The 20570-nt window shown below is 68.2% G+C and carries 16 protein-coding genes; 9 read left to right on the plus strand and 7 right to left on the minus strand.

Annotated elements, in window-relative coordinates; translation table 11 throughout:
- Positions 1-138: 138 nt before the first annotated feature.
- Positions 139-1602: a flavin-containing monooxygenase gene (locus tag K7711_RS14685; protein WP_222969762.1), complete on the minus strand. Its 1464-nt coding sequence runs from the start codon at positions 1600-1602 to the stop codon at positions 139-141.
- Between the two features lie 86 nt (positions 1603-1688).
- Between K7711_RS14685 and K7711_RS14690 the strand changes: the two genes are divergently transcribed.
- Positions 1689-2750: an AraC family transcriptional regulator gene (locus K7711_RS14690; protein ID WP_222969764.1), complete on the plus strand. Its 1062-nt coding sequence runs from the start codon at positions 1689-1691 to the stop codon at positions 2748-2750.
- A gap of 8 nt (positions 2751-2758) precedes the next feature.
- Here K7711_RS14690 and K7711_RS14695 read toward each other — a convergent pair whose 3' ends face one another.
- From K7711_RS14695 to K7711_RS14720, 6 genes are all read right to left on the minus strand, one after another.
- The gene (locus K7711_RS14695; protein WP_222969766.1) at positions 2759-3535 is read right to left on the minus strand and encodes a metallophosphoesterase; all 777 of its coding nucleotides are present in this window, start codon (positions 3533-3535) and stop codon (positions 2759-2761) included.
- A gap of 156 nt (positions 3536-3691) precedes the next feature.
- Entirely contained in the window at positions 3692-4462 is a 771-nt protein-coding gene (locus tag K7711_RS14700; protein ID WP_222969768.1) for an RluA family pseudouridine synthase, read from the minus strand.
- Between the two features lie 56 nt (positions 4463-4518).
- Positions 4519-5868 carry a WS/DGAT/MGAT family O-acyltransferase gene (locus K7711_RS14705; RefSeq protein ID WP_222969770.1) on the minus strand — a complete coding sequence of 450 codons (1350 nt, stop codon included), beginning with the start codon at positions 5866-5868 and terminating at the stop codon, positions 4519-4521.
- Positions 5869-5973: 105 nt separating this feature from the next.
- Complete coding sequence (locus K7711_RS14710) at positions 5974-7767, minus strand: acyl-CoA dehydrogenase (protein ID WP_222969772.1); 1794 nt, start codon at positions 7765-7767, stop codon at positions 5974-5976.
- A 134-nt stretch (positions 7768-7901) separates the two neighbouring features.
- Positions 7902-8492, minus strand: coding sequence for a TetR/AcrR family transcriptional regulator (locus K7711_RS14715; protein ID WP_222969774.1), 591 nt, complete (start codon positions 8490-8492; stop codon positions 7902-7904).
- 27 nt (positions 8493-8519) lie between these two features.
- Positions 8520-9755 carry a cytochrome P450 gene (locus K7711_RS14720; RefSeq protein ID WP_222969776.1) on the minus strand — a complete coding sequence of 412 codons (1236 nt, stop codon included), beginning with the start codon at positions 9753-9755 and terminating at the stop codon, positions 8520-8522.
- 275 nt (positions 9756-10030) lie between these two features.
- Between K7711_RS14720 and K7711_RS14725 the strand changes: the two genes are divergently transcribed.
- From K7711_RS14725 to K7711_RS14760, 8 genes are all read left to right on the plus strand, one after another.
- Positions 10031-11302 (plus strand): GlnX family signal transduction membrane protein, encoded by a 1272-nt coding sequence (locus tag K7711_RS14725; RefSeq protein ID WP_235747192.1) that lies wholly within the window; start codon positions 10031-10033, stop codon positions 11300-11302.
- Positions 11299-12267 (plus strand): glutamate ABC transporter substrate-binding protein, encoded by a 969-nt coding sequence (locus K7711_RS14730; protein ID WP_222969778.1) that lies wholly within the window; start codon positions 11299-11301, stop codon positions 12265-12267. The genes K7711_RS14725 and K7711_RS14730 overlap by 4 nt, the downstream gene beginning before the upstream one ends.
- 8 nt (positions 12268-12275) lie before the next feature.
- Positions 12276-13454: a hypothetical protein gene (locus tag K7711_RS14735; protein ID WP_222969780.1), complete on the plus strand. Its 1179-nt coding sequence runs from the start codon at positions 12276-12278 to the stop codon at positions 13452-13454.
- 314 nt (positions 13455-13768) lie between these two features.
- Positions 13769-15889, plus strand: a complete 2121-nt coding sequence (locus tag K7711_RS14740; protein ID WP_443678092.1) for a serine/threonine-protein kinase — start codon at positions 13769-13771, stop codon at positions 15887-15889.
- On the plus strand, positions 15886-16926 hold the full coding sequence (locus K7711_RS14745; RefSeq protein WP_222969784.1) for a protein phosphatase 2C domain-containing protein: 1041 nt from the start codon (positions 15886-15888) through the stop codon (positions 16924-16926). The genes K7711_RS14740 and K7711_RS14745 overlap by 4 nt, the downstream gene beginning before the upstream one ends.
- On the plus strand, positions 16923-18209 hold the full coding sequence (locus K7711_RS14750) for a vWA domain-containing protein (RefSeq protein WP_222969787.1): 1287 nt from the start codon (positions 16923-16925) through the stop codon (positions 18207-18209). Before K7711_RS14745 ends, K7711_RS14750 begins: the two co-directional genes overlap by 4 nt.
- The gene (locus K7711_RS14755; protein WP_222969789.1) at positions 18209-18919 is read left to right on the plus strand and encodes an FHA domain-containing protein; all 711 of its coding nucleotides are present in this window, start codon (positions 18209-18211) and stop codon (positions 18917-18919) included. Before K7711_RS14750 ends, K7711_RS14755 begins: the two co-directional genes overlap by 1 nt.
- Positions 18920-19073: 154 nt before the next feature.
- On the plus strand, positions 19074-20510 hold the full coding sequence (locus K7711_RS14760; protein ID WP_222969791.1) for an amino acid permease: 1437 nt from the start codon (positions 19074-19076) through the stop codon (positions 20508-20510).
- Positions 20511-20570: the final 60 nt, after the last annotated feature.

Here is a 20570-nt window from a genome sequence, read left to right on the forward strand (position 1 = left end):
TGCCAGGCCGGTCCGAGCGCCGTCCGGTGTGCGCGCTGTGAAACCCGTACGGCGGCTGTGTGTGGCGGCGGAGCACCTGTGGACGGCTGGGGATGACTGCGCGGTGGTCGTGCCACGGGTGTCCTCGGCGGGATGGGATCAGCCGATGCGGGCGAGGGTGTAGTCGGTGGGGTGGAGGGTTCGGGTGCGCAGGCGGTAGGCGGTGACCGTGCCGGGCCAGTTGTTGGTGATGCGGCCGGTCGCGTCGCGGTACCAGCTCGAACAGCTGGACCAGGGGGTGCGGCGGAGTCGGTGCTGGGTGTGGGCGTCGAAGTCGCGGGCGGCCTGCTCGGTGACCTCGAGGGTGTGGCCGGGGTGGGTGGTCAGGTGGGTCAGCGCCTGGCGGATGTAGCGGGACTGGCATTCGATCATGTACACGATCGAGCCGATGCCCAGATTCGTGTTGGGGCCGTACAGCAGGAACATGTTCGGGAAGTGCGGCACCGTCATGCCCAGGTAGGCGCGGGCGCCGCCGGTCCAGGCGTCGGCCAGATCCTGACCGTCGCGGCCGAGAATTCGCATGGGCCAGAGGAATTCGCTGCCCTTGAAACCGGTGCCGTAGACGATCACGTCGGCGGGGTGCACGACGCCGTCGGTCGTGCGCACTCCTTCGGGGACGATTTCGGCGATCGCGGTGGTGACCACGTCGACGTTGGGCTGCACGAGGGCGGGGTAGTAGTCGTTCGAGAACAGCACCCGCTTGCACAGCACCGGATAGTCCGGGGTGAGCGCGGCGCGCAGGTCCGGATCGCGGACTTCGCGGTGCAGGCTGGCGCGGCACAGCGATGCCACCAGACGTCGCAGGAACGGCAGATCGGCCAATCCCAGGGCGAAGAATTCCAGGAAGCACCACACCCAGAGGCGTTGTGCCAGACGCAATCCCGGTACGTGTCGGAACAGTGCGTGGTGGAACGGGCGGTATTCCCGGTCGGTGCGGCTGACCACCCACGCCGCGGTGCGTTGGAAGACCGTCAGCCGGGCGACCCGCGGCTGGATGGCCGGGACGAATTGGATCGCGCTCGCCCCCGTGCCGATCACGGCGACGCGTTTGCCGGACAGGTCGACCGAGTGATCCCACTGCGCGGAATGGAAGGACGGGCCCTCGAAGCGCTCGCGGCCGGGGATGGTGGGCAGTTGTGGCCGGGAGAGCTGCCCGACCGCGGAGATCAGCACGTCGGCGGTGTAGTGCGTGCCGTCGGCGATGCGCACGGTCCAGGTTCCGGTGGATTCGTCGTAGGCGGCCTCGGTGACGTCCGCGCCGAATCGGATCCGTTCGAGCAGGTCGTTCTCGGCGGCGAGGCTCTCCAGATAGTTCAGGATGTCGGCCGCGCCCGAGTAGCGGTGCGGCCAGTCCGGCTTGGGTGCGTAGGAGTACGAGTACAGCGGTGAGGGCACGTCGCAGGCCGCGCCCGGATAGGTGTTCTCCCGCCAGACCCCGCCCGGTTCGGCGGCTCGCTCCAGGATGGTGAAGTCGTCGAAACCGTTGCGACGCAGTTCCATCGCCATGCCGAGGCCACTGAATCCTGCGCCGATGATGATGATCGACGGTGCCGTCGTTGACATTGTGGCGCTCCTCACATCTGCGGGTGTAGCCTCCACTTTAAAGAGCGGGAGCGCTGGTGATCGAGATATTCGGCCATAATCGGAGTATGGCAACGGAGCAGCATCCCGCGATTCGCAATTGGGATTTCCCGCGAGGGATGGCGAGCGTGGCCCTCATGGTCGGCTACGCCCGTGAATACGGGGTAGCTGCCGAGGCCATGCTGCGCGGCACCGCCCTGACCGAGCGCACCCTCGCCGATCCGGACGCGCAGATCGATGCCCGGACCGAGTTGGCGGTGATCCGCAATCTGGTGCGCGCGCTCGGCACGGAACGTCCGGCGCTGGGCGTGGAAGTGGGGCGGCGCTATCACATCACCACCTTCGGCATCTTCGGGTTCGCGTGCGTCAGCAGCCCGACCCTGGGGGAGACGATCGCGTTCGCGCTGCGCTACCTGGAGTTGAGTTTCACCTTCTGCCTGCCGGTAACCCGTTGGGAGCCCGGACAATTCGTCGCCGATATCCACGACGAACTGGTCCCCCCGGACGTGCGGCGCTTCCTGGTGGAACGCGATGTGCTGGCCATGCATCAGGTGATGAGCGATCTGCTGGGCCGCTCGCTGACGCTGCTGCGCGCCGAATTCGATTATCCGGAGCCGGAATACGCCGACCGCCTCGCCGAGATCGTCGGTGTGCGGCCGCGTTTCGGGCAGCCCCAGAATCTGTTCGCACTCGATCCCGCCGTGCTGGAACAACCGCTGCCGCAGGCCAACGAGTACACCTGGGCGATGTGTCTGGCCCAGTGCCGGGAGCTGGTGCACCGTCGTCGCGCCCGCACCGGCATCGCCGCCGAGGTGCGCGAACGTCTGGTGCCGCGCGGCGGCGTCGACGGCTACGCCGCACCCCTGGGCATCGACGCGGTCGCCCGCGACCTGAACATGAGCACCCGCACTTTGCGTCGTCACCTCGACGCGGTGGGCACCAGTTACCGGGCGCTGCTGGACGAGGTCCGCCGCACCCTGGCCGAGGAAATGCTCACCGCCACACCGCTGTCGGTCAGCGACGTCGCCATTCGGCTCGGCTACGCCGAAGCCTCCACCTTCATCTACGCCTTCAAACGCTGGACCGGAACCACCCCTGCCTCCTACCGTCGCGAGCGGGTGCGCAAGTAGGAGCCGGACTACACCGCGGCGATGCGGCCGCCCATCGGGACCGGGCGCAGCAGGGTGGTCAGGCGGCCCTCGTCGATGACGTGCAGCAGGACCGCGGGGTCGGGCGCGTAGTCGATGGGGACCTCGCCCGGAGCGGTGACCTCCCAGGCGCCGCCGATGGTGGAGGCGACGCTGGGGGCTACGACCAGGGGTTTGCCGCCGAACAGGGTGGTGCCCATAGTGTGCATGTGGCCGGTGAGGACGCCGAGGATGCGGTGGTCGGCGGAGACGATCTGCTCGAGCCACTGCGGGTTGGCCAGGCGGATCGGGTCCACGACCGTGCTGTACATCGGCATCGTCGGATGATGCAGCGCGATCAGCACCGCGTCGTCGGGCGGGGTCGCGCGCAGCAGATCGGTGAGCCAGGCGAAGGTGTCGTCGCCGAGTTCACCGCCGCCGGTGCCGGGCACGGTGGAATCGAGCAGGGCCACCGTCAGCCCGTCCAGGCGCATCGCCCGATCGAGCGGTTCGGCCGAGGCCGCCTCGCCCAGGAGCACCCGGCGCAGCGCGGCACGGTCGTCGTGATTACCGGGCAGCACCCACAGTGGGATCGTGGCGGACCGCAGCGTGGCCAGCGCCTGTTCGTACTCCTGCGGCCGGCCCGCATCGGTGATATCACCGGTGAGCAGGATCGCATCGGGTTGCCGCGGCAGCGCGGCCAGATAGGCCAGCACCCGTTCGACTCGTTCGGCGTTTCGGGTTTTCAGGTCGAAATGTGTGTCGCTGAGCTGAGCCAGCAAAATCATCGGCGGGTGCCTTCTCGTGAGATCGCGCCGTTGCGCCCGAGCGTGCCTGGACGGCACCCCATCAGGCTAGATGTCCGGTTGGGGTTGCGTCTTCATGAGACGCGCCACCGAATATAGCGGAGATGCATGACCGCTCGGTCGCTGCCGCCGGGCGGGTCATGCGTCGGCGGCCAGTGCGAGCAGTGCGTCGGGATCCTCGGTGAGCCGGGTCGTGCCCGCGGTCCAGAAGTCCGGGCCCGGCGCGGCCGTGAGTGCCAGTTCGGCGGGGTCGCGCCACGGTGCGTCCAGGTGCAACCGCCACGAATGCAGGTGGGTGCGCGGGTAGGCGCCGGTTCGGTCGAACAGCGGATCACCGGCGATCGGATGTCCGATCCAGGCCAGATGCACCCGGATCTGGTGGCGGCGTCCGGTGATCGGGCGGACCGCGAGCACCGTGTGTGCCTCGCCGCGCAGCACCGTGGTGAATTCGGTGCGGGACGGATAGTTCTTGCCCGCCAGCACATCTCGTTGCGCGACCGACCAGGTGGCGCCGGCCGGACCGTCGTCGGTGCGCGCGATGCTCTCGCGCGGGGCGGCGATCCGCACCCGATTCTTGCGGCCCACACTCAGCGGCAGATCGATGACGCCGTGATCGGGCAGTCCGGTGGACGCGGTGACGGCCAGATAGCACTTCTCGGCGGTCCGCTTGTTGAACTGCCTGGTCAGCTGGCCGTGCGCGGCGAGATCCTTGGCCAGCAGCACCAGCCCGGAGGTCACCTTGTCGATCCGGTGCACCGGATACAGGGTTTCCCCGTCCTGTTCGGCGAGCTGCACGATATCGGTATCGTGCCGCTCCCCGGTCACGGAGATTCCGGCGGGTTTGTTCAGTGCCAGGATGGCCGCATCCTCCTCGAGGCGGCATTGTGCGCGTAGTTCCGGCCAGTGCATACCTGTAATAGTGGCGTCCGGCGCGTCGCGGCGGATGTGCGGCCCCCGGGCTGGCCTCAGGACGTCGCGTGTTCGAGTTCGGTGAGGGCCGTGTCGAGGTGGTCGATGAGGGTGGGCAGTTGGGGGACCGCGCGGCGGCAGCCGACTATGCCGACGTCGAAACTGTCGGCGGTGCTGGTGACGGTGATGTTCATGGCCTGGCCGTCGAACGGGATGGACAGCGGATAGTTGTGCTCGAGCCGGGCGCCCTGCAGATAGACGGGTTTGCGCGGGCCGGGCACATTGGAGATGACGAGGTTGAACGGGACTCGGGGCAGTGCCTGGAAGCCGGGTAGGAAGGTCAGCCCGAGCGGGGACATCAGCAGTGCGGACAACGCCAGCGCCTGCAGCCGCGGCAGTTCGGTGAACACGCGCTTGGATTCGCGCATCGAGGTGCTGATCGCGGCCAGCCGCTGCGCCGGATCCTCGATATCGGTGCCGAGATCACACAGCAGGGCGGCGACCAGGTTCCCGTCGGATTCGGCATCGCCGGTGCGGCGCAGGTTCACCGGGACCATGGCGATGAGTGGCTTGTCCGGCAAGGCATTTCGTTTCAGCAGATATTCCCGCAGGGCGGCGGCGGACAGCGCCAGGACCACGTCGTTGACGGTGGTTCCGGTGGCCCGGCGCACGGCGTGGACGCGTTCCATCGGCCAGGAGCCGACCGCGATACTGCGCGCACCGCCGATCGGGACGTTGAACATCGTCGGGGGTGCGGACAACGGCAATGCGAGCTTGCCCTCGCTCAGCGCGCGCACCGCACTGCGTACGCCGCCGACCTCGGTGGCCAAGCGCGGCAACGCATGCCGCACCTGCTGCCACAGGCTCTCGGGGGCGTCGGTTTCGGGTTCGGTGTGACTCACCGTCCACGGCGCGCTGATCCGGGTGCTGAACGGATCGTCGGTGAGGCTGCGCTGTAGCAGCCGCTGCGCGGAGACCCCGTCGATGAGGGCGTGATGCATCTTGACGTAGAGGGCGAGCCGATCCCGTGCCATCCCCTCGATGATCCGGCCCTCCCACAGCGGGCGGTGCCGGTCCAGCAGGGCGCCGTGCAGGTGCTCGATCAGGTCGAGCAGTTCGGCCGTGCCGCCGGGCTGGGGCAGTGCGCACCGTCGCAGGTGGTATTCCAGATCGATCTCGCCGTGCGCCCAGACCGCACTGGAGAAGTTGCCCAGGATGCGTCGTTGCCGTCGGCGGAAGCGCGGCCGCACGGGCGTGGCCGACATCAACTCCGCGTAGAGCGAGCGCACGAAATCGGTGCCCTGTTCGGCGGGCCGCTCGAAGATCTGCAGGCTCCCCACGTGCATGGGATGTTCCCGCGATTCGGCCGTGAGGAAGAGAGCGTCGATCGGGTTGAGAAGTTCCATCGAATCCGCCTATACCGGGTGGGTGTAGCCCTTGCGTGTACGGTGCGGCGTCGTTGCCCCCGTCCGGACGAATGCGACCTGATCCTGGTGCAGCCTTCGGCGCGATTACAGCGACGCCGGGTCCAGGTCCAGGGTGGTGCGATCGAGCGAGTCGAGCAGATCGAACAGCGGTGTGGTGCGCGGTAGTTCCCACCGATAGAAATAGCGTGCCGCGGCGCGTTTGCCGTCGTGGAAGGCGCTGGTGTGTCCATGCGCGGCAATGGCTTGTTCGAGCCAGATCCAGGCCACGACTACATGTCCGAAGGCCTCGAGGTAGGCCGCCGAATTCGCCAGCGCGATCTGCGGATCCCCGGACTTCCACAGCAGTGCGGTGCTGGTGGCGATGCGCTGGGTGGCCAGCGCCAGATCGTCGCCGAAATGGCCGAGTTCGGCATCGCCGGTGGCGCCGGCCGCGGCGACGGTTTCGCCGATGGTGTCCAGCAGCAGCGACAACGCGGCCCCGTTGTCAGCGGTGACCGCGCGCCCGAGCAGGTCCAGGCTCTGAATGCCGTGGGTGCCTTCGTGAATCGGATTGAGCCGGTTGTCCCGGTAGTGCTGCTCGACGTCGTAGTCGCGGGTGTAACCGGCGCCGCCGTGCACCTGGATCGCCAGATCGTTGGCGGCCAGACACCACTGGCTGGGCCAGCTCTTGGCGATCGGGGTGAGTACGCGCAGCAGTGTCTCCGCGCGGGTGCGCACGGAATCGGTTGTGGCGCTGCGCAGATCGTCGATCAGGGTGGCGCAGAACAGTTGCAGTGCCAGCGCGCCCTCGGCATAGGACTTCTGGGCCAGCAGCATGCGGCGCACATCGGGATGGTCCACGATCGGCACCTGCGGACCGTCTTTGGCGCCGGTCGGGCGGCCCTGCGGACGGCTGCGAGCGTAGTCCAGCGCCTTGAGATATCCGGTGTAACCGAGGGCGGTCGCCGCGAGCCCGATACCGAGCCGGGCCTCGTTCATCATGTGGAACATGTAGGCCAGCCCGCGATGTGGTTCGCCGACCAGATAACCCACTGCCCCGGGCCGCCCGCCCGGGGTGAACGCGCCGTCGCCGAAGATCGGCGCGGTGTTGACCGTGCCGCGCCAGCCCATCTTGTGATTGATTCCGGCCAGCACCACATCGTTGTGCTGGGTGCCCGAACCCTCTTGCGCCGGAAGGAATTTGGGCACGATGAACAGTGAGATGCCGCGGGTGCCCGCCGCTCCGCCCGGAATTTTGGCCAGCACCAGGTGGATGATGTTCTCCGACAGTTCGTGATCACCGCCGGAGATCCACATCTTGCGGCCGAACAGCCGGTATGTGCCGTCCTCCTGCGGTTCGGCGCGGGTGGTGATATCGGCCAGATTGGACCCCGCCTGCGGTTCGGACAGCGCCATCGTGCCGAAATAGCGGCCCTCGATCATCGGCGTGACGAACTGTTCGATCTGCTCCGGCGAGGCGTGTGCGGCGAGCAGATTCGCATTGCCCATGGTGAGCATGGGATAGCTGGTGGTCGCGACGTTGGCGGCGTAGAACCAGGCCATACACGCGGTGAACACGGTGTGCGGCAACTGCATACCGCCGACCCGCTCACTCATGGCCGCGCCGATCAGCCCGGCCTCGGCGAATGCCTTCAGCGCCCGCTCGACCTCCGGCAGCACGTGCACCTTCTCCCCGTCGAAGGTGGGCTCGTGCAGATCGTTGGCCCGGTTGTGCGGGGCGAAGTATTCGGTCGCCAGATCCTGTGCCAGTTCCAGGACCTGATCGAAGGTCTCCCGGGAGTGTTCCCGGTAATACTCGCGCTCGGTCAGCCGCGCGGTGTCCAACCACTCGTACAGCAGGAACTCGAGGTCCCGCGCAGACATGATGAGCGAATTCATGGACTCCACCCTTGCGATCCGCGAGCCCGCGCGCAACCCATTCCGGGTAGACGCACCCGGTGCATGAATACGCACCCCGTGCAGGGCCCGCTGCGGGTGCGAATCCGAGCTCGGGGTGCGCCCGAAAACTCGAATCAGCGGCGAGCGGAGGCGAACAGCGGCGCGATGAAGCGGTGCAGCATCTGCGACTCCTCGTCCTCGTCGCGACCCGGGACGGTCAGCAGTGAGACGATCGCGCGAGTCAGCCAGCGGGCCAGCAGCGTCGCGTCCCCGTCCGGCGCGGCGCCGGTCACCGATCCGGCAATGGCCTCGATGACCTGCGAAGTCTGGGCGATCTCGATGGCCAGCCCCGCATCTCCCGGACGGAACCAGGCGATCAGCAGCGGATCGGCGCGCACCGCCCGCAGACTGGCCAGCACACCGGCGACCACGCGCTCACCCGGATCGGCGATTCCGGCGATCTCGGCGGTGATCCGCGCCCCGATGCGCCGGGCCTCGCGGTGGACGAAGGCCAGCTGCACCGCCTGGCGACTCTCGAAATAGCGGTACAGCGTGGCCCGCGAACAGCCCGCGGCCTTCGCGATATCGCCCATCTGCGTGGCGGCCACCCCGCGCTCGGCGAACAGCCGCGCCGCGGCGTCCAGGATCCGTTCGGCGGCGCTCAACGAGCGCTCCTCACCCAGCCAATCACTCACAACTCTCCCGCCGCCGCTCGTCTCCGGCATGCGCCTCGGCGCCGGGCCCGAACTCGCTCACGCCGCCGGGCCCCGGACACCGAACGGCACACTGACCGGCCAGCGCACATAGCTGCCGTCGGTGTATCGCACGTTGTCCATGTCGACGGTGAACTCCGGACAGCGGGCCAGCAACTCCTGCAGGGCGATGGTCGCCTGCATCCGCGCCGCGGCCGCACCGAGGCAGTGGTGATTGCCGTTGCCGAAGGTCATGATGTTCCGCGGGCTCCGGGTGACATCGAGTTCTGCTGCGTCCGGCCCGAATTCGCGCTCGTCGCGATTGGCCGAGCCGTACAGCAGCAGCACGCGACGACCTTCGGGGATGACGCCCCCGTCGAGTTCGACATCGCGAGTGGCGGTGCGCGCCAGACCTTGTACGGGCGAGGTGAGTCGCAGGAATTCGTCCACCGAGCCGGGAATCAGATCCGGATCCTCGACCAGCCGCCGGCGCTGGCGCGGGTTCTGGGCCAGCAATTGCACCGCGCCGCCGAGGTTTCCGGTGGTGGTGTCGTTGCCGCCGGTGATCATGGTGAAGGCGAAACCGAGGATCTGCAGAATCTCCCCGACGTCGCCGTCCGCGCCCAACCCGGAAGCCACCAGATGGGAGATGGTGTCCTCACCCGGTGCGGCCCGGCGCTTCTCGATCAGTCCGGTGAAGTACTGCATCAGTTCGGTCACCGCGGTCTGCGCCTGCATGACCCCGCCGGCGCCGGTGGCCGAGGCCGCGACGATCGCCTCGCTCCAGCCGTCGAAGGCGGCCCGATCCTCTTCGGGCACACCGAGATAGTGCGCGACGACCATGGTCGGCAGCGGTTTGAACAGCTCCACGGTGATGTCGCCGCCGCCCGCCGCGCGCAGCCGCTCGATCCGTTCGACGACGAATTCCCGTACCGCCGGGCTGATCTCCTGCACCTGCCGCGGGGTGAACCCCTTGGCCACCCGACGCCGGAAGATCGTGTGATCCGGCGGATCGGTGAAGACGAACGGCCGATTCTCGCCCAGGCCGATCGCGCTCAGATCGGTGTAGTCGACCGTCAAACCCTGTGCGGAGGAGAAGGTTTCGGGATCACGCACGGCCTCGTAGACGTCGCGATACCGGGACAGCACGTAATAGTCCTGGTCCTCGCGCCCCTCGGGGACGACGTGGTGCACCGGATCGTGCTCCCGCAGCGCGGCGTACATCCCCCACGGATCGCGCCAGCTGTCCCCGGATCGCAGCTCGAACCGAGCCTCGCGAGACAAAGTATCGCTCATGTCTCAACGGTAAGTCAGATTGCTTCCTATGTCCAGAGTCGATGCGGACGCCCGATCGATCCGTCGCGGGGGCGCGCATGCCGATCGGTTGCCGAGATTGCCTGCGGCGGCGCGAGGATCACGATCCGCTCGCCGGACGGTCTCGATTTCGCGGTGCGTCCGGCCTGCGGTGGCCGGAAATCTAATCGCTCGGCGAACCCATAACCGCTCCCGTACGATCGCGTTCGAGACCCCGGCGTGCCGGAGTCCCGAACGGCCTGCAGGAGGGGGAGGAGTTGAGACTTCGTCTACCGGCGACCGTCCGTCAGGGCGCGGACTGGTTGCGGCGTCTGGCCGCCACCACGCCCGGCGCGATCGCCGCGATCGCCGTCGCGGCCGTGGTGCTGTGCCTGATATCGGGTCTGGTCTGCGCGAACGAGTTGAGCGACAAGACCACTCGCCGCGACAACGCGCTGACCCGCTCGGAGCCGCTGAACAACGCGGCGCAGAGCCTGTATGTCGCGCTGTCCCAGGCCGATGCGAGTGCGGCCACCGCATTCCTGTCCGGCGGTGTCGAATCGCCGCAGATCAGATCGCAGTATCAGCAGGCGCTGGCCGACGCGGCCGGCGCACTGGCCACCGCGACCGCCGGGGCGAACGACCCGCAGAGCCGCCGGATCGTCGCGAACATCTCCGCGGATCTACCCGCCTACACCGGACTCGTCGAGTCGGCGCGGGCCAACAACCGGCAGGGCTTTCCGGTCGGCTCGGCCTATCTGCGCGAAGCCTCGGGTCTGATGCAGAAGTCGTTGCTGCCCAGCGCGGCTCAGCTCGCCACCGAACGCGCCGCCGCCCTGCGCGCGGATCAGCGCGCGATCACCGGGCCGCCGTGGCTGGCGATCGTGCTGTTGTTGCTGGTGCTGGCGGGTGCGGGCGCGGCGTCGCGAATTCTGCTGCGGCGCACCAACCGGCTGTTCAATCTCGGCATCGTCACCGCCGCGGGCGCGGCGCTGGTGGCACTGGTGTGGGTCGTGGTCTCCGCGATCACCTCGGCCGGTGCGATCGATACCGGCGCGGGCGGTCCGACCACGCGTTCGGAGAATCTCGCCCAGGCGCGGATTCTCGGGCAGCAGGCGCGCACCGACGAGATGCTCGAATTGATCACCCGCGGCGACACCACCGGTACCGAGGCCGATTTCTCGGCCAAGACCGGTCAGTTGCACGATCGGTTGTCCGGCGTGGTGCGAGCCGATTCTCCGGTGCTGCTGCAGTTCTCGCAGTGGGTGGCGGGACATCGCAAACAGGTGGGCTACTACGACGCCGCGAATTATCCCGCGGCGGTGGAGCAGGCCATCGGCACCGCACCCACCGATTCGTCCGGAATCTTCACCGTCCTGGACGATTCGGTGCGCGCGGATCTCACGCAGACCCGGGTTCAGGTGCGCGAGCAGATCGCCTCGGCCGGTGACAGCTGGATCGGCGCCGCCGCGGGCACACTGGTACTGCTGGTGTTCGCGGCCGGCGCCGCGGTCATCGGACTCTGGCCGCGGCTGAAGGAGTTCCAGTGAGGCGCACCCGGTTGTTGCGATCGCTGGTCGTCCTGGCGACGACCGCACTTCTGGCGGGCTGCGGAGCCGATGCGGCCGTGCCGGGGTCCGAACCGGTCTCGCCGGTCCGGCCACTTCCGCCCGATTCGCAGACGATAAAGCCCAGTACGACGCCCGCCGCCCAGTGCGGCGATCTGACCACCAGCCTGACACCGAGTTCCGGTGCGTTCGCGCCGGATTCGACGATGGCGCGGATCAAGGCCAAGGGCCGCCTGACGGTCGGCGTCGATCAGAACACCTATCTGTTCGGCTTCCGCGATCCGTCCACCGGGCAGCTGGAGGGCTTCGACATCGATCTGGCGCGCGAGATCGCCCGTGACCTGTTCGGCGACCCGAACCGGATCGAACTGCGCTCGGTCTCCACCGCCGAGCGGGTGCCCGTGTTGACCGACAACCGGGTGGACATGGTGGTGCGCACCTTCTCGGTGACCTGTGAGCGTCGTCGTGACGTCGCCTTCTCCAGTGCGTATTTCACTGCGGCACAACGCATTCTGGCTGCCAAGACATCCGGTATCCGGTCCGCGGCCGATCTGGACGGCAAGCGGGTGTGCGTCACGGTCGGCGCGGATTCGGCCGACCGGCTGTTCGCCCTGAACCTGCCGCATCCACCGACCGTCCTGGGTGTGACGAACTGGACCGACTGCCTGGTGGCGCTGCAACAGGGACAGGTGGACGCGGTCAGCACCGATGAGCCGATTCTGGCCGGTCTGGCCGCGCAGGACGCCAATCTCCAGGTGGTCGGCGGTCCGCTGGGATACGAGTACTACGCGGTCGGATTGCCGCACGGCCAGGACGATATGGTCCGCTTCGTCAACGGCGTACTCGACCGCATCCGCGCCGACGGCACCTGGCAGCGGCTCTACAACGCCGGCCTGGGTTCGCTCGGTCCCTCGACCGGACCCCCGGCCGCGCACTACAGCGGATGAGGTCGCAGATGCATGCGCTCACCGCCCTCGAGATCGACAGCGAGCTGGCCTCGCGCGGACGGGAGATCGACGCGGTCACCGCCACGCTGCTGGAGCTGGATCGGCATCCCGGCCTGGTATTGCTGCGCGGATTCCCGCCGACGGGCGGCACCGCGCAGCAGTGGCGTCCGATCGAACAGTTGCTGGATCTGATGTGGGAGGACTTCGGCCGGATCCAGGCGATTCTGGATCAGGCGCGGGTCGTGCGGGCACAGCGCACCAAACTCACCGATGCCGATCGCGCCGAACTCACCAGACTGCTGCGCGATCGTCCGCACGAGGCCGCGCGGACCGCGATCCCGATGGCTCAGCGCTCGCTGACCGGACCCGGTGAGCAGGTGCTGTTCGTGGGTATCGCGGATACCCTGGAACGGATGCGCACCGCGTTCCCGCAGATCGCGAGGTTTCTCGACGCCGTGGACGCGGCGAATACCCGGGTGCTCGCGGCGCTGAAACCGGTGCAGGCCGAATTGACGCGGCTCGGCGGCATCACCCCGGAACTGCGAGCGATCGCCGACGCGGTCACCGATATGCTGAGCCGCTCGGCGACCGATCCGCTGTCCCTGAACACGTCCGAGATCGACTCTCGCGCCGCGGAATTGGTCCGCAGGATCGAACGCGAATCACACGATCTGGCCGAACTGCGGGTGCTGAGTGAGCAGTGGCCGACAGCGATCGAGCAGACCCGCGACCGGCTCGGGGCGATCGGGAAGGTCGTCGATCGGGGCGCACTCGCGCGGGAGCAGGTACAGGAGAAGATCCACACCGCCCCCCTGCCCGCCCATCGGGACGAGACCGGACCGCTGCGCCGCGAACTCGACGCCCTCGCCGACGGCCCCCCGGACACCCGCGCCGCCTTCGCCCTGCGGGAGTTGCGCCGCCGGATCGCCGCGGCGCACACCCGTGCCGAACAGGCGCTCGAACTGGCCCAGGGTCTGCTGGACCGTCGCGCGGAACTGCGCGGCAGATTGGCGGCGTACCAGGCCAAGGCGGCTCGTCTCGGTGTGAGCGAGGAACAGGATGTGTTGTCCGCCAACCGGATCGCCACGGGCCTGCTCGGCCGCGTGCCGTGCGATCTGGCGGCGGTCACCCGGGCGATCACGGACTATCAGCAGGTCGTCGCGGAAGTGTCGGGGAGGCGGGGATGAGTGGTACGGCGGGACCGGGTGGGCAGTGTGCCGAAACCGGATGCACCGGGACGATCGTCGAGGGCTACTGCGATACCTGTGGCACGGCGCCGCAGGTGACCGCGCCGCCCGGTGTCGCGTCATCGGCGGAGGCCGCCGCTCTGTGCGGTGAATCTGATTGCAGCGGAACAATTTCCGGCGGCTACTGCGATACGTGCGGGACCGCGCCCGTGCCGGTACAGCCGAGCGGTTCCGGTATCGCGACGGCAGGGAGCGCACTCCCGGGGACGCAGCCGGTCGCGACCGTAGGGACGGCTCGCACCGGATCTCGTTCGGTGCGTACGCGATCCACCTCGTCCCGGGCCCGCCGGGGCAGTCTCGGGGCGGGGATGGTCGAGGTGCCCCGGGTAGCGCGGGTGGATCCGGCCAGCGCGGTGCTGACCGATCCGAGCGTTCCGGAGAATAAGCGATTCTGCGCCAATTGCGAACGGCCGGTGGGGCGTTCGCGCGACAACACCGCTGGGCGCCCCGAAGGGTTCTGTCCGCACTGCGGCAGCCGGTTCTCCTTCACGCCCAAGCTTGTGCGCGGTGAGCTGGTCGGCGGGCAATACGAGGTGGTCGGGCCGATCGCGCACGGCGGGCTGGGCTGGCTGTATCTGGCCGTGGACCGCAATGTCAACGATCGCTGGGTGGTGCTCAAGGGCTTGCTGAACACCGCGGATCCGGATGCGATGGCCGCGGCGGTGGCCGAGCGCCGGTTCCTGGCCCAGGTCGAACACCCCAATATCGTCAAGATCTTCAACTTCGTCGAACATGCCGGGGCGGACGGGATTCCGGTCGGCTACATCGTGATGGAGTACGTCGGCGGCACCTCGCTCAAACAGGTGCTGCGCCGTCATCGCGACAGCGCCGGCGCGCATCTGCCGCCGGGACAGGCCATCGCCTACGTCCTGGAGATGCTGCCCGCACTGGGATATCTGCACTCGCTGGGTCTGGCCTACTGTGATTTCAAGCCGGACAACGTGATGCAGTCCGACGAGCAACTCGAATTGATCGATCTCGGTGCGGTCATCGCGATGGACGATCTGGACAGCCCCATCTACGGTACGGCCGGATATCAGGCCCCCGAGATCGCCCAGACCGGCCCCACCGTGGCGACCGAGGTGTACACCGTGGGCCGCACGCTGGCCGTGCTGATGATGCCCCTGCCCGAGCGCGACGGGCATTTCGCCGAACTCCCGGATCGGACGACCGAACCACTTCTGGCGCAGCATGATTCGCTGTACCGATTCCTGCTGCGCGCCACCGACGCCGATCCGGACGCGCGCTTCGCCTCGATGGAGGAGACGGCCGATCAGCTGACCGGGGTGCTGCGCACGGTGCTGTCCACCCAGGACGACGTGCCGCATCCGGGGCTGTCGGTGAATTTCGGTCCGCCGCGCGGGGTGTTCGGCGTGGGCACGCCGGGGAATCCGGTGATGCTCCCGGCGAACGGTTCGTTCCGGCTCGACCCGCGTGACGTCGTCGCCGCGTTGCCGGTGCCGCTGGTCGATCCCGCCGATACCGGCGCGGCGCTGCTGGCCACGACCAGCGGCACCAGTCCGGCCGAACTCGAACCGGCGTTCGCGGCGGGACTGCGCGCGGTGGTCACCGGTGCGGCCCGATCGGTGGAAATCCCGTTGCGGCTGATCCGCGCGGCTCTGGAGACTGGTGACGCCGCCGATGCCCAGCGCCGTATCGACGAGGTGGCTGCCGAACTGGGCGAGGATTGGCGACTGAGCTGGTATCGCGGCCTGGCCCGGCTACTGGTCGGCGAATTCGACTCGGCCGCAGTGGAATTCGAGACTGTGTATGCGACGCTGCCCGGCGAGTCGGCTCCGCAGCTGGCGCTCGCGGTCGCCGCGGAGTTGTCGACCCGCCTGCCCGGCGTCGATCCGAAAATTGAATTGCACAGGGCCGCAATGTATTACAGCATGGTGTGGCAGACCGACCGGAGTTTCGTGAGTGCGGCCTTCGGTTTGGCCAGGCTGCGTCGTGCGGCCGGAGAGCATGTGGGTGCGGTCGCGGTCCTGGATCAGGTCGATCCGGCCTCGGCGCGGCACACCGAAGCCGCGATCACCGCGGTGGAGGTCCTGTTGGCGGGTCGGAGTACGACCGAAATCACCGAGGAGCTGTTGCGCGAGGGCGGCAGCCGGATCGAAAGGCTCGTCATCGAATCGAAATATCGTGCCGCACAGGTCCGCACGGTCGTGCTGGACGCCGCCCTGGCCTGGCTGTCCGCCGGTCACGCCGCTACCGCGGCCGATCCGCTCCTGGGGCGCGATCTGGATCCGGCCGGTGTGCGCTCGGGGCTGGAGAACTGCTTCCGTGACCTCGCCCGGGACGCCGGAGATCTGTGGGGGCGGATCGAATTGGTCGATCACGCCAACCGGATCCGTCCGAGGACGGTCCTGTGAGCGGCGACGCGGGTCGGCACTGCCCGGGATGCCAGGCCGACGTCGGCGCCGCCGACCGCTTCTGCGAGCAGTGCGGGCGTGAGCTGGCCATCACCCGCGCGGTGCTGCCGGACGTCACGATCGATCCGGCGGCGGTGTGCGACGACTGCGGTGCGGCGGATTTCGACGTCGACGGCTACTGCGTGGCCTGCGGCGGACTGCGCCGCCCGCCCGATCGCAGCGAGGCCGATCTCGGTGCGGTGCAACTGGTCACCGATCGCGGCTTGGTGCACGCCCGCAACGAGGACGCGGTAGCCGCGGCGCTGCTGGACGACACGTCCGGCCCGGCGATCGTGATCGCCGTCTGCGACGGCGTGTCCACCTCGGAGGATCCGCAACTGGCGGCGCGGGCCGGGGCGCGCGGCGGGGTGGATGCCTGCTTGTCCGCCCTGGCGGCCGACCGCACCACCATCGATGCGGTCAAGGCCGGTCTGGAGGCCGCGTTCCAGGCGGTGCGGGATGTGTCCACCGGGGTGGGGCACTCGCCGTCGTGCACCTATGTGGCCGCGGTCCTGCGTGCCTGCGAGGACGGTGAAGTCGAGATCACGGTCGCGAATGTCGGTGACAGCCGGGCGTATTGGCTGTCCCCGGACGAGGCGCACGGGACGCCGCCGTCGCAGCGCCTGACCATCGACGACTCCTGGGCGCAGGCGCTGGTCGACGCGGGGGTGATGAACGAGGAGGCGGCCATGCAGGATCCGCGCGCGCATGCGCTGGTGCGCTGGCTGGGCGCGGATTCCGAGCACAAGGCCGCCGATACCCGGGTGCGGTCGTTCCGGGTGCGCGGCCCCGGTGTGCTGCTGCTGTGCAGTGACGGGCTCTGGAACTATCTGCCCGATCCGGTGGCCATCGCATCGGTCGCCACCGCGACGGCGCCCCAGGGGACTCAGGCCGCCCGCGAACTGGTCGAATACGCCCTGGCCGCCGGTGGCGGCGACAACATCACCGTCGCGCTGGCGCCGGTGGGCATGCCTTGGGGACGAGGAGGCGAAGTATGAGTTCACCGGCAGTGGAGGGGATTTCGGTCGTCGTCGACCAGAATCAGTATCTGGCCGAGGGCGCGGACACCGTGGATGCGGTCGTCACGGTGGAGAGCGGTGCGCAGTTCGCGGTGGCCGCGCCGGCGCGCGAGCGCGTGGAGATCATCATCATCGACTGTTCGGGGTCGATGGCGGCGGGTGACCGGTTCGCCGGGGCGCGTGCGGCCACGCTCGCCGCACTGGACGAAATGCCCGACGGCACCCTGTTCGCGATCGTGAAGGGTACCCACGTCGGTGAGGTGGTCTTCCCCGCGCGCGGGCCGCTGCAACGCGCCGATCCCGAATCACGCACCGCCGCACGGCATGCCCTGGACACGTTGCGCCCCTACGGCGGCACCGCGATGGGGATGTGGCTGGGTGTGGCGCGACAGATCGCCGGGCAGTATCCGGGGGCGATGGCGCACGCCATTCTGCTCACCGACGGCAAGAACGAGCACGAGGAACCTGCTCACCTGCTGGACGAGATCCGGCAGTCCGCGGGCCTGTTCACCTGCGACTGCCGCGGCGTGGGCACCAATTACGTGGTGGCGGAACTGCGTACCGTCGCCTCCGGACTGCTCGGCTCGGTCGATGTGGTCAAACAGGGTTCGGAGCTGACCGCCGACTTCCAGGCGCTGACCCAGGCGTCGATGGGCCGCACGATTCCCGAACTGACGCTGCGGGTCTGGACGCCCGCGGGCGCGGCGGTGCGCTTCGTCAAGCAGGTCGCGCCGACCATCGAGGATCTGTCCGATCGACGGCGCGAGACCGCCGCGCAGGTGGGGGAATACCCGCTGGGTTCCTGGGGTGCGGAGGAGCGCGACTATCACGTGCAGGTTCGCCTCGATCCGGCCGCGCCCGGCCGGGAGAAGCTGGCCGCCCGGATCAGTGTGGTGGCCGGGGAAGAGGTCGTGGGTCAGGGGTTGGTGAAGGCGGTGTGGACCACCGACAACGAATTGTCGGCCCGGATCAGCCGCCGTGTCGCGCACTACACCGGTCAAGCCGAACTCGCCGAGGCGGTGCAGGAGGGTTTGTCCGCTCGCAAAGAGGGCGATGTGCACACCGCGACGGCCAAACTGCAGCGGGCGGTGGAACTGGCCGCCGAGTCCGGGAACGAGGGCACCGCGAAGCTGCTGCGCGGTGTCGTGGAGGTCGACGACCACACCGGTACGGTCCGGCTGCGCAGCGATGTCGACACCTTCGACGAGATGGCCCTGGACGCGCGTTCGACCAAGACCGCCCGGGTGCGGAAGGAGTCCTAGTGCTCACCTGCCCCGACGGTCACCTGTCCGCCGCCACCGATTACTGCGACGTCTGCGGCGCGGCGTTGAGCAGCGGTGCTGCTCCCGTTCCGCCCGCGGCGGCCCCGCTGCCGTGTCCGGCGTGCGGCGCGCCGATCTCGGCGCGGTTCTGTGAGGTGTGCGGCCATGATTCGGCGCTGCCCGCGCCCGGTCGTGCGGCCGGGCCGGTCGCGGGGCGGGCCGATCTCACGGCGGTGCCGCCGGAATCTGCCGCTCCTACAGTGGAATTCGGCAAGCCGGAGCCGAACAGTGCGGTGGGAGGGGCGGTGTGGGTGGCGACCGTCGCGGCGGATCACGATCTCTACCAGCGGATGCTGGCTCGCAAGGGGCCGGACGCCGAGCGGGTGGAATTTCCGGGCTATTATCCGGAGCGCCGGATTCCCCTGCGGGGCAATGATTTCCTGGTAGGCAAACGCAGTGTGTCGCAGGGTGTGCTGCCCGATATCGATCTCGGCATCGCTCCGGTGGACATCGGCGTATCCCGGTCGCACGCGCGTATCCACGTCGACCGGGACGTTCTCACCGTCACCGATCTGGGCTCCACGAACGGCACGAGTATCAACGGCGTCGACGACCTGATCCCACCGGGGACGCCGGTTCCGCTGCACAGTGGTGATCGGATCCACGTCGGGGGATGGACCACCATCACCGTCACCTTCGAACCGGTCTGAATCGCTGGCCGCACGATCGGCGGGATGCAGATCCGATCGACGATCTGCTTGTCCGATCCGACGAAATCGCCCGAATTCATTCATGAAAGCGGACAATCTGGGTGTTACCGCTCACATTTACACTGCCCCGATCAGGTAGTACAAGGAGCAGCACATGCCAGCTAGTCCAGTCTTGCGTGAATTCTTCCGGCGCAAACCCATCGACCAGATCGAGGAGCACGAATCCGGCGGCCTGAAACGGGTATTGGGCCTGTGGCAGCTGACCACGATCGGCATCGGCGGCATCATCGGCGCGGGGATCTTCAGTCTCGCGGGTGAGGTCGCGAACAAGAATGCCGGACCGGCGGTGCTGGTCTCCTTCCTCATCGCCGGTGTCGCGAGTGCGGCCGCGGCCCTGTCCTATGCCGAATTCGCGGGCCTGATCCCGAAGGCAGGTTCGGCGTACACCTACGGGTACGCGGTACTGGGCGAGCCGGTCGGCTGGTTCATCGGCTGGGATCTGCTGCTGGAGTACACCGCGATCGTCGCGGTGGTCGCCATCGGCATCTCCGGCTATATCGAATATCTGCTCGAGCAGCTGAATCTGCATCTGCCGGTGTGGATGCTCGGCGCGCCGGGAACCGGTGCGGGCCACAAGGTGGATCTGTTCGCCGCGGTGCTGTGCCTGCTCATCGCACTGCTGCTGAATCTGGGGATGAAGGCGGCGGCCCGGTTCGAGACGGCCGTGGTCGCCATCAAGATCGTGGTCGTGCTGATCGTGATCGTGGTCGGCTTCTTCTACATCAAGTCCGGCAACTTCCACCCGTACTTCCCGTTCGGATTCGGCGGTGCGGTGACCGGCGCCTCGACGGTGTTCTTCGCGGTGTTCGGCTACGACGCGATGTCCACCGCCGCCGAGGAGTCCATCGACGCCAAACGTCATCTGCCCAAGGCGATTCTGTACTCGCTGGCCATCGCGATGGTGCTGTACGTGCTGGTCTGTCTGGTGCTGACCGGCATGCAGCACTACTCCGAGATCAATCCCAAGAGCGGGTTGTCCACGGCCTTCAAGTCCGTGGGACTGCCGGGGCTGGGCAGTCTGATCGCGGCGGGCGCGATCATCGGCATCACGACGGTGCTGTTCACCTTCATGCTGGGCGTCACCCGGATCTGGTTCTCCATGAGCCGGGACGGGTTGTTGCCCAAGTGGTTCGCCAAGACCCATCCCACCCGGCACGTGCCGACCCGGATCACCTGGATCGCGGGCGCGGTGTCCGCGGCGATCGCCGGATTCATGCCGATCGGGTCGGCGGCCGAGCTGACCAATATCGGCATTCTGCTGGCCTTCGTGGTGGTGTGTGCCGCGGTGATCGTATTGCGTTACCGCTCACCGGAGTTGCCGCGTTCGTTCCGTACGCCGCTGATGCCGGTGGTGCCGCTGGTCGGGATCGGTTTCTCGATCTGGCTGATCACCTTCCTGCAGCCGATCACCTGGTTGCGGTTCGCGATCTGGTTCGTGATCGGCATGGTCATCTACTTCGGTTACAGCCGAAAGCATTCGCTCCTGGCGACCGGGGCGCGTCCGGATGCGAGCGAGGCCGCGAACGCCTGATCCCGCGAGCGGTCCATCGAGCGAATTCCTTTCGTTCGATGGGCCGTTCGCCGCTGTGGC

Origin of the sequence: Nocardia coffeae, assembly GCF_019890715.1 — a bacterium.
In the GTDB taxonomy this organism is placed as follows: domain Bacteria; phylum Actinomycetota; class Actinomycetes; order Mycobacteriales; family Mycobacteriaceae; genus Nocardia; species Nocardia jiangxiensis.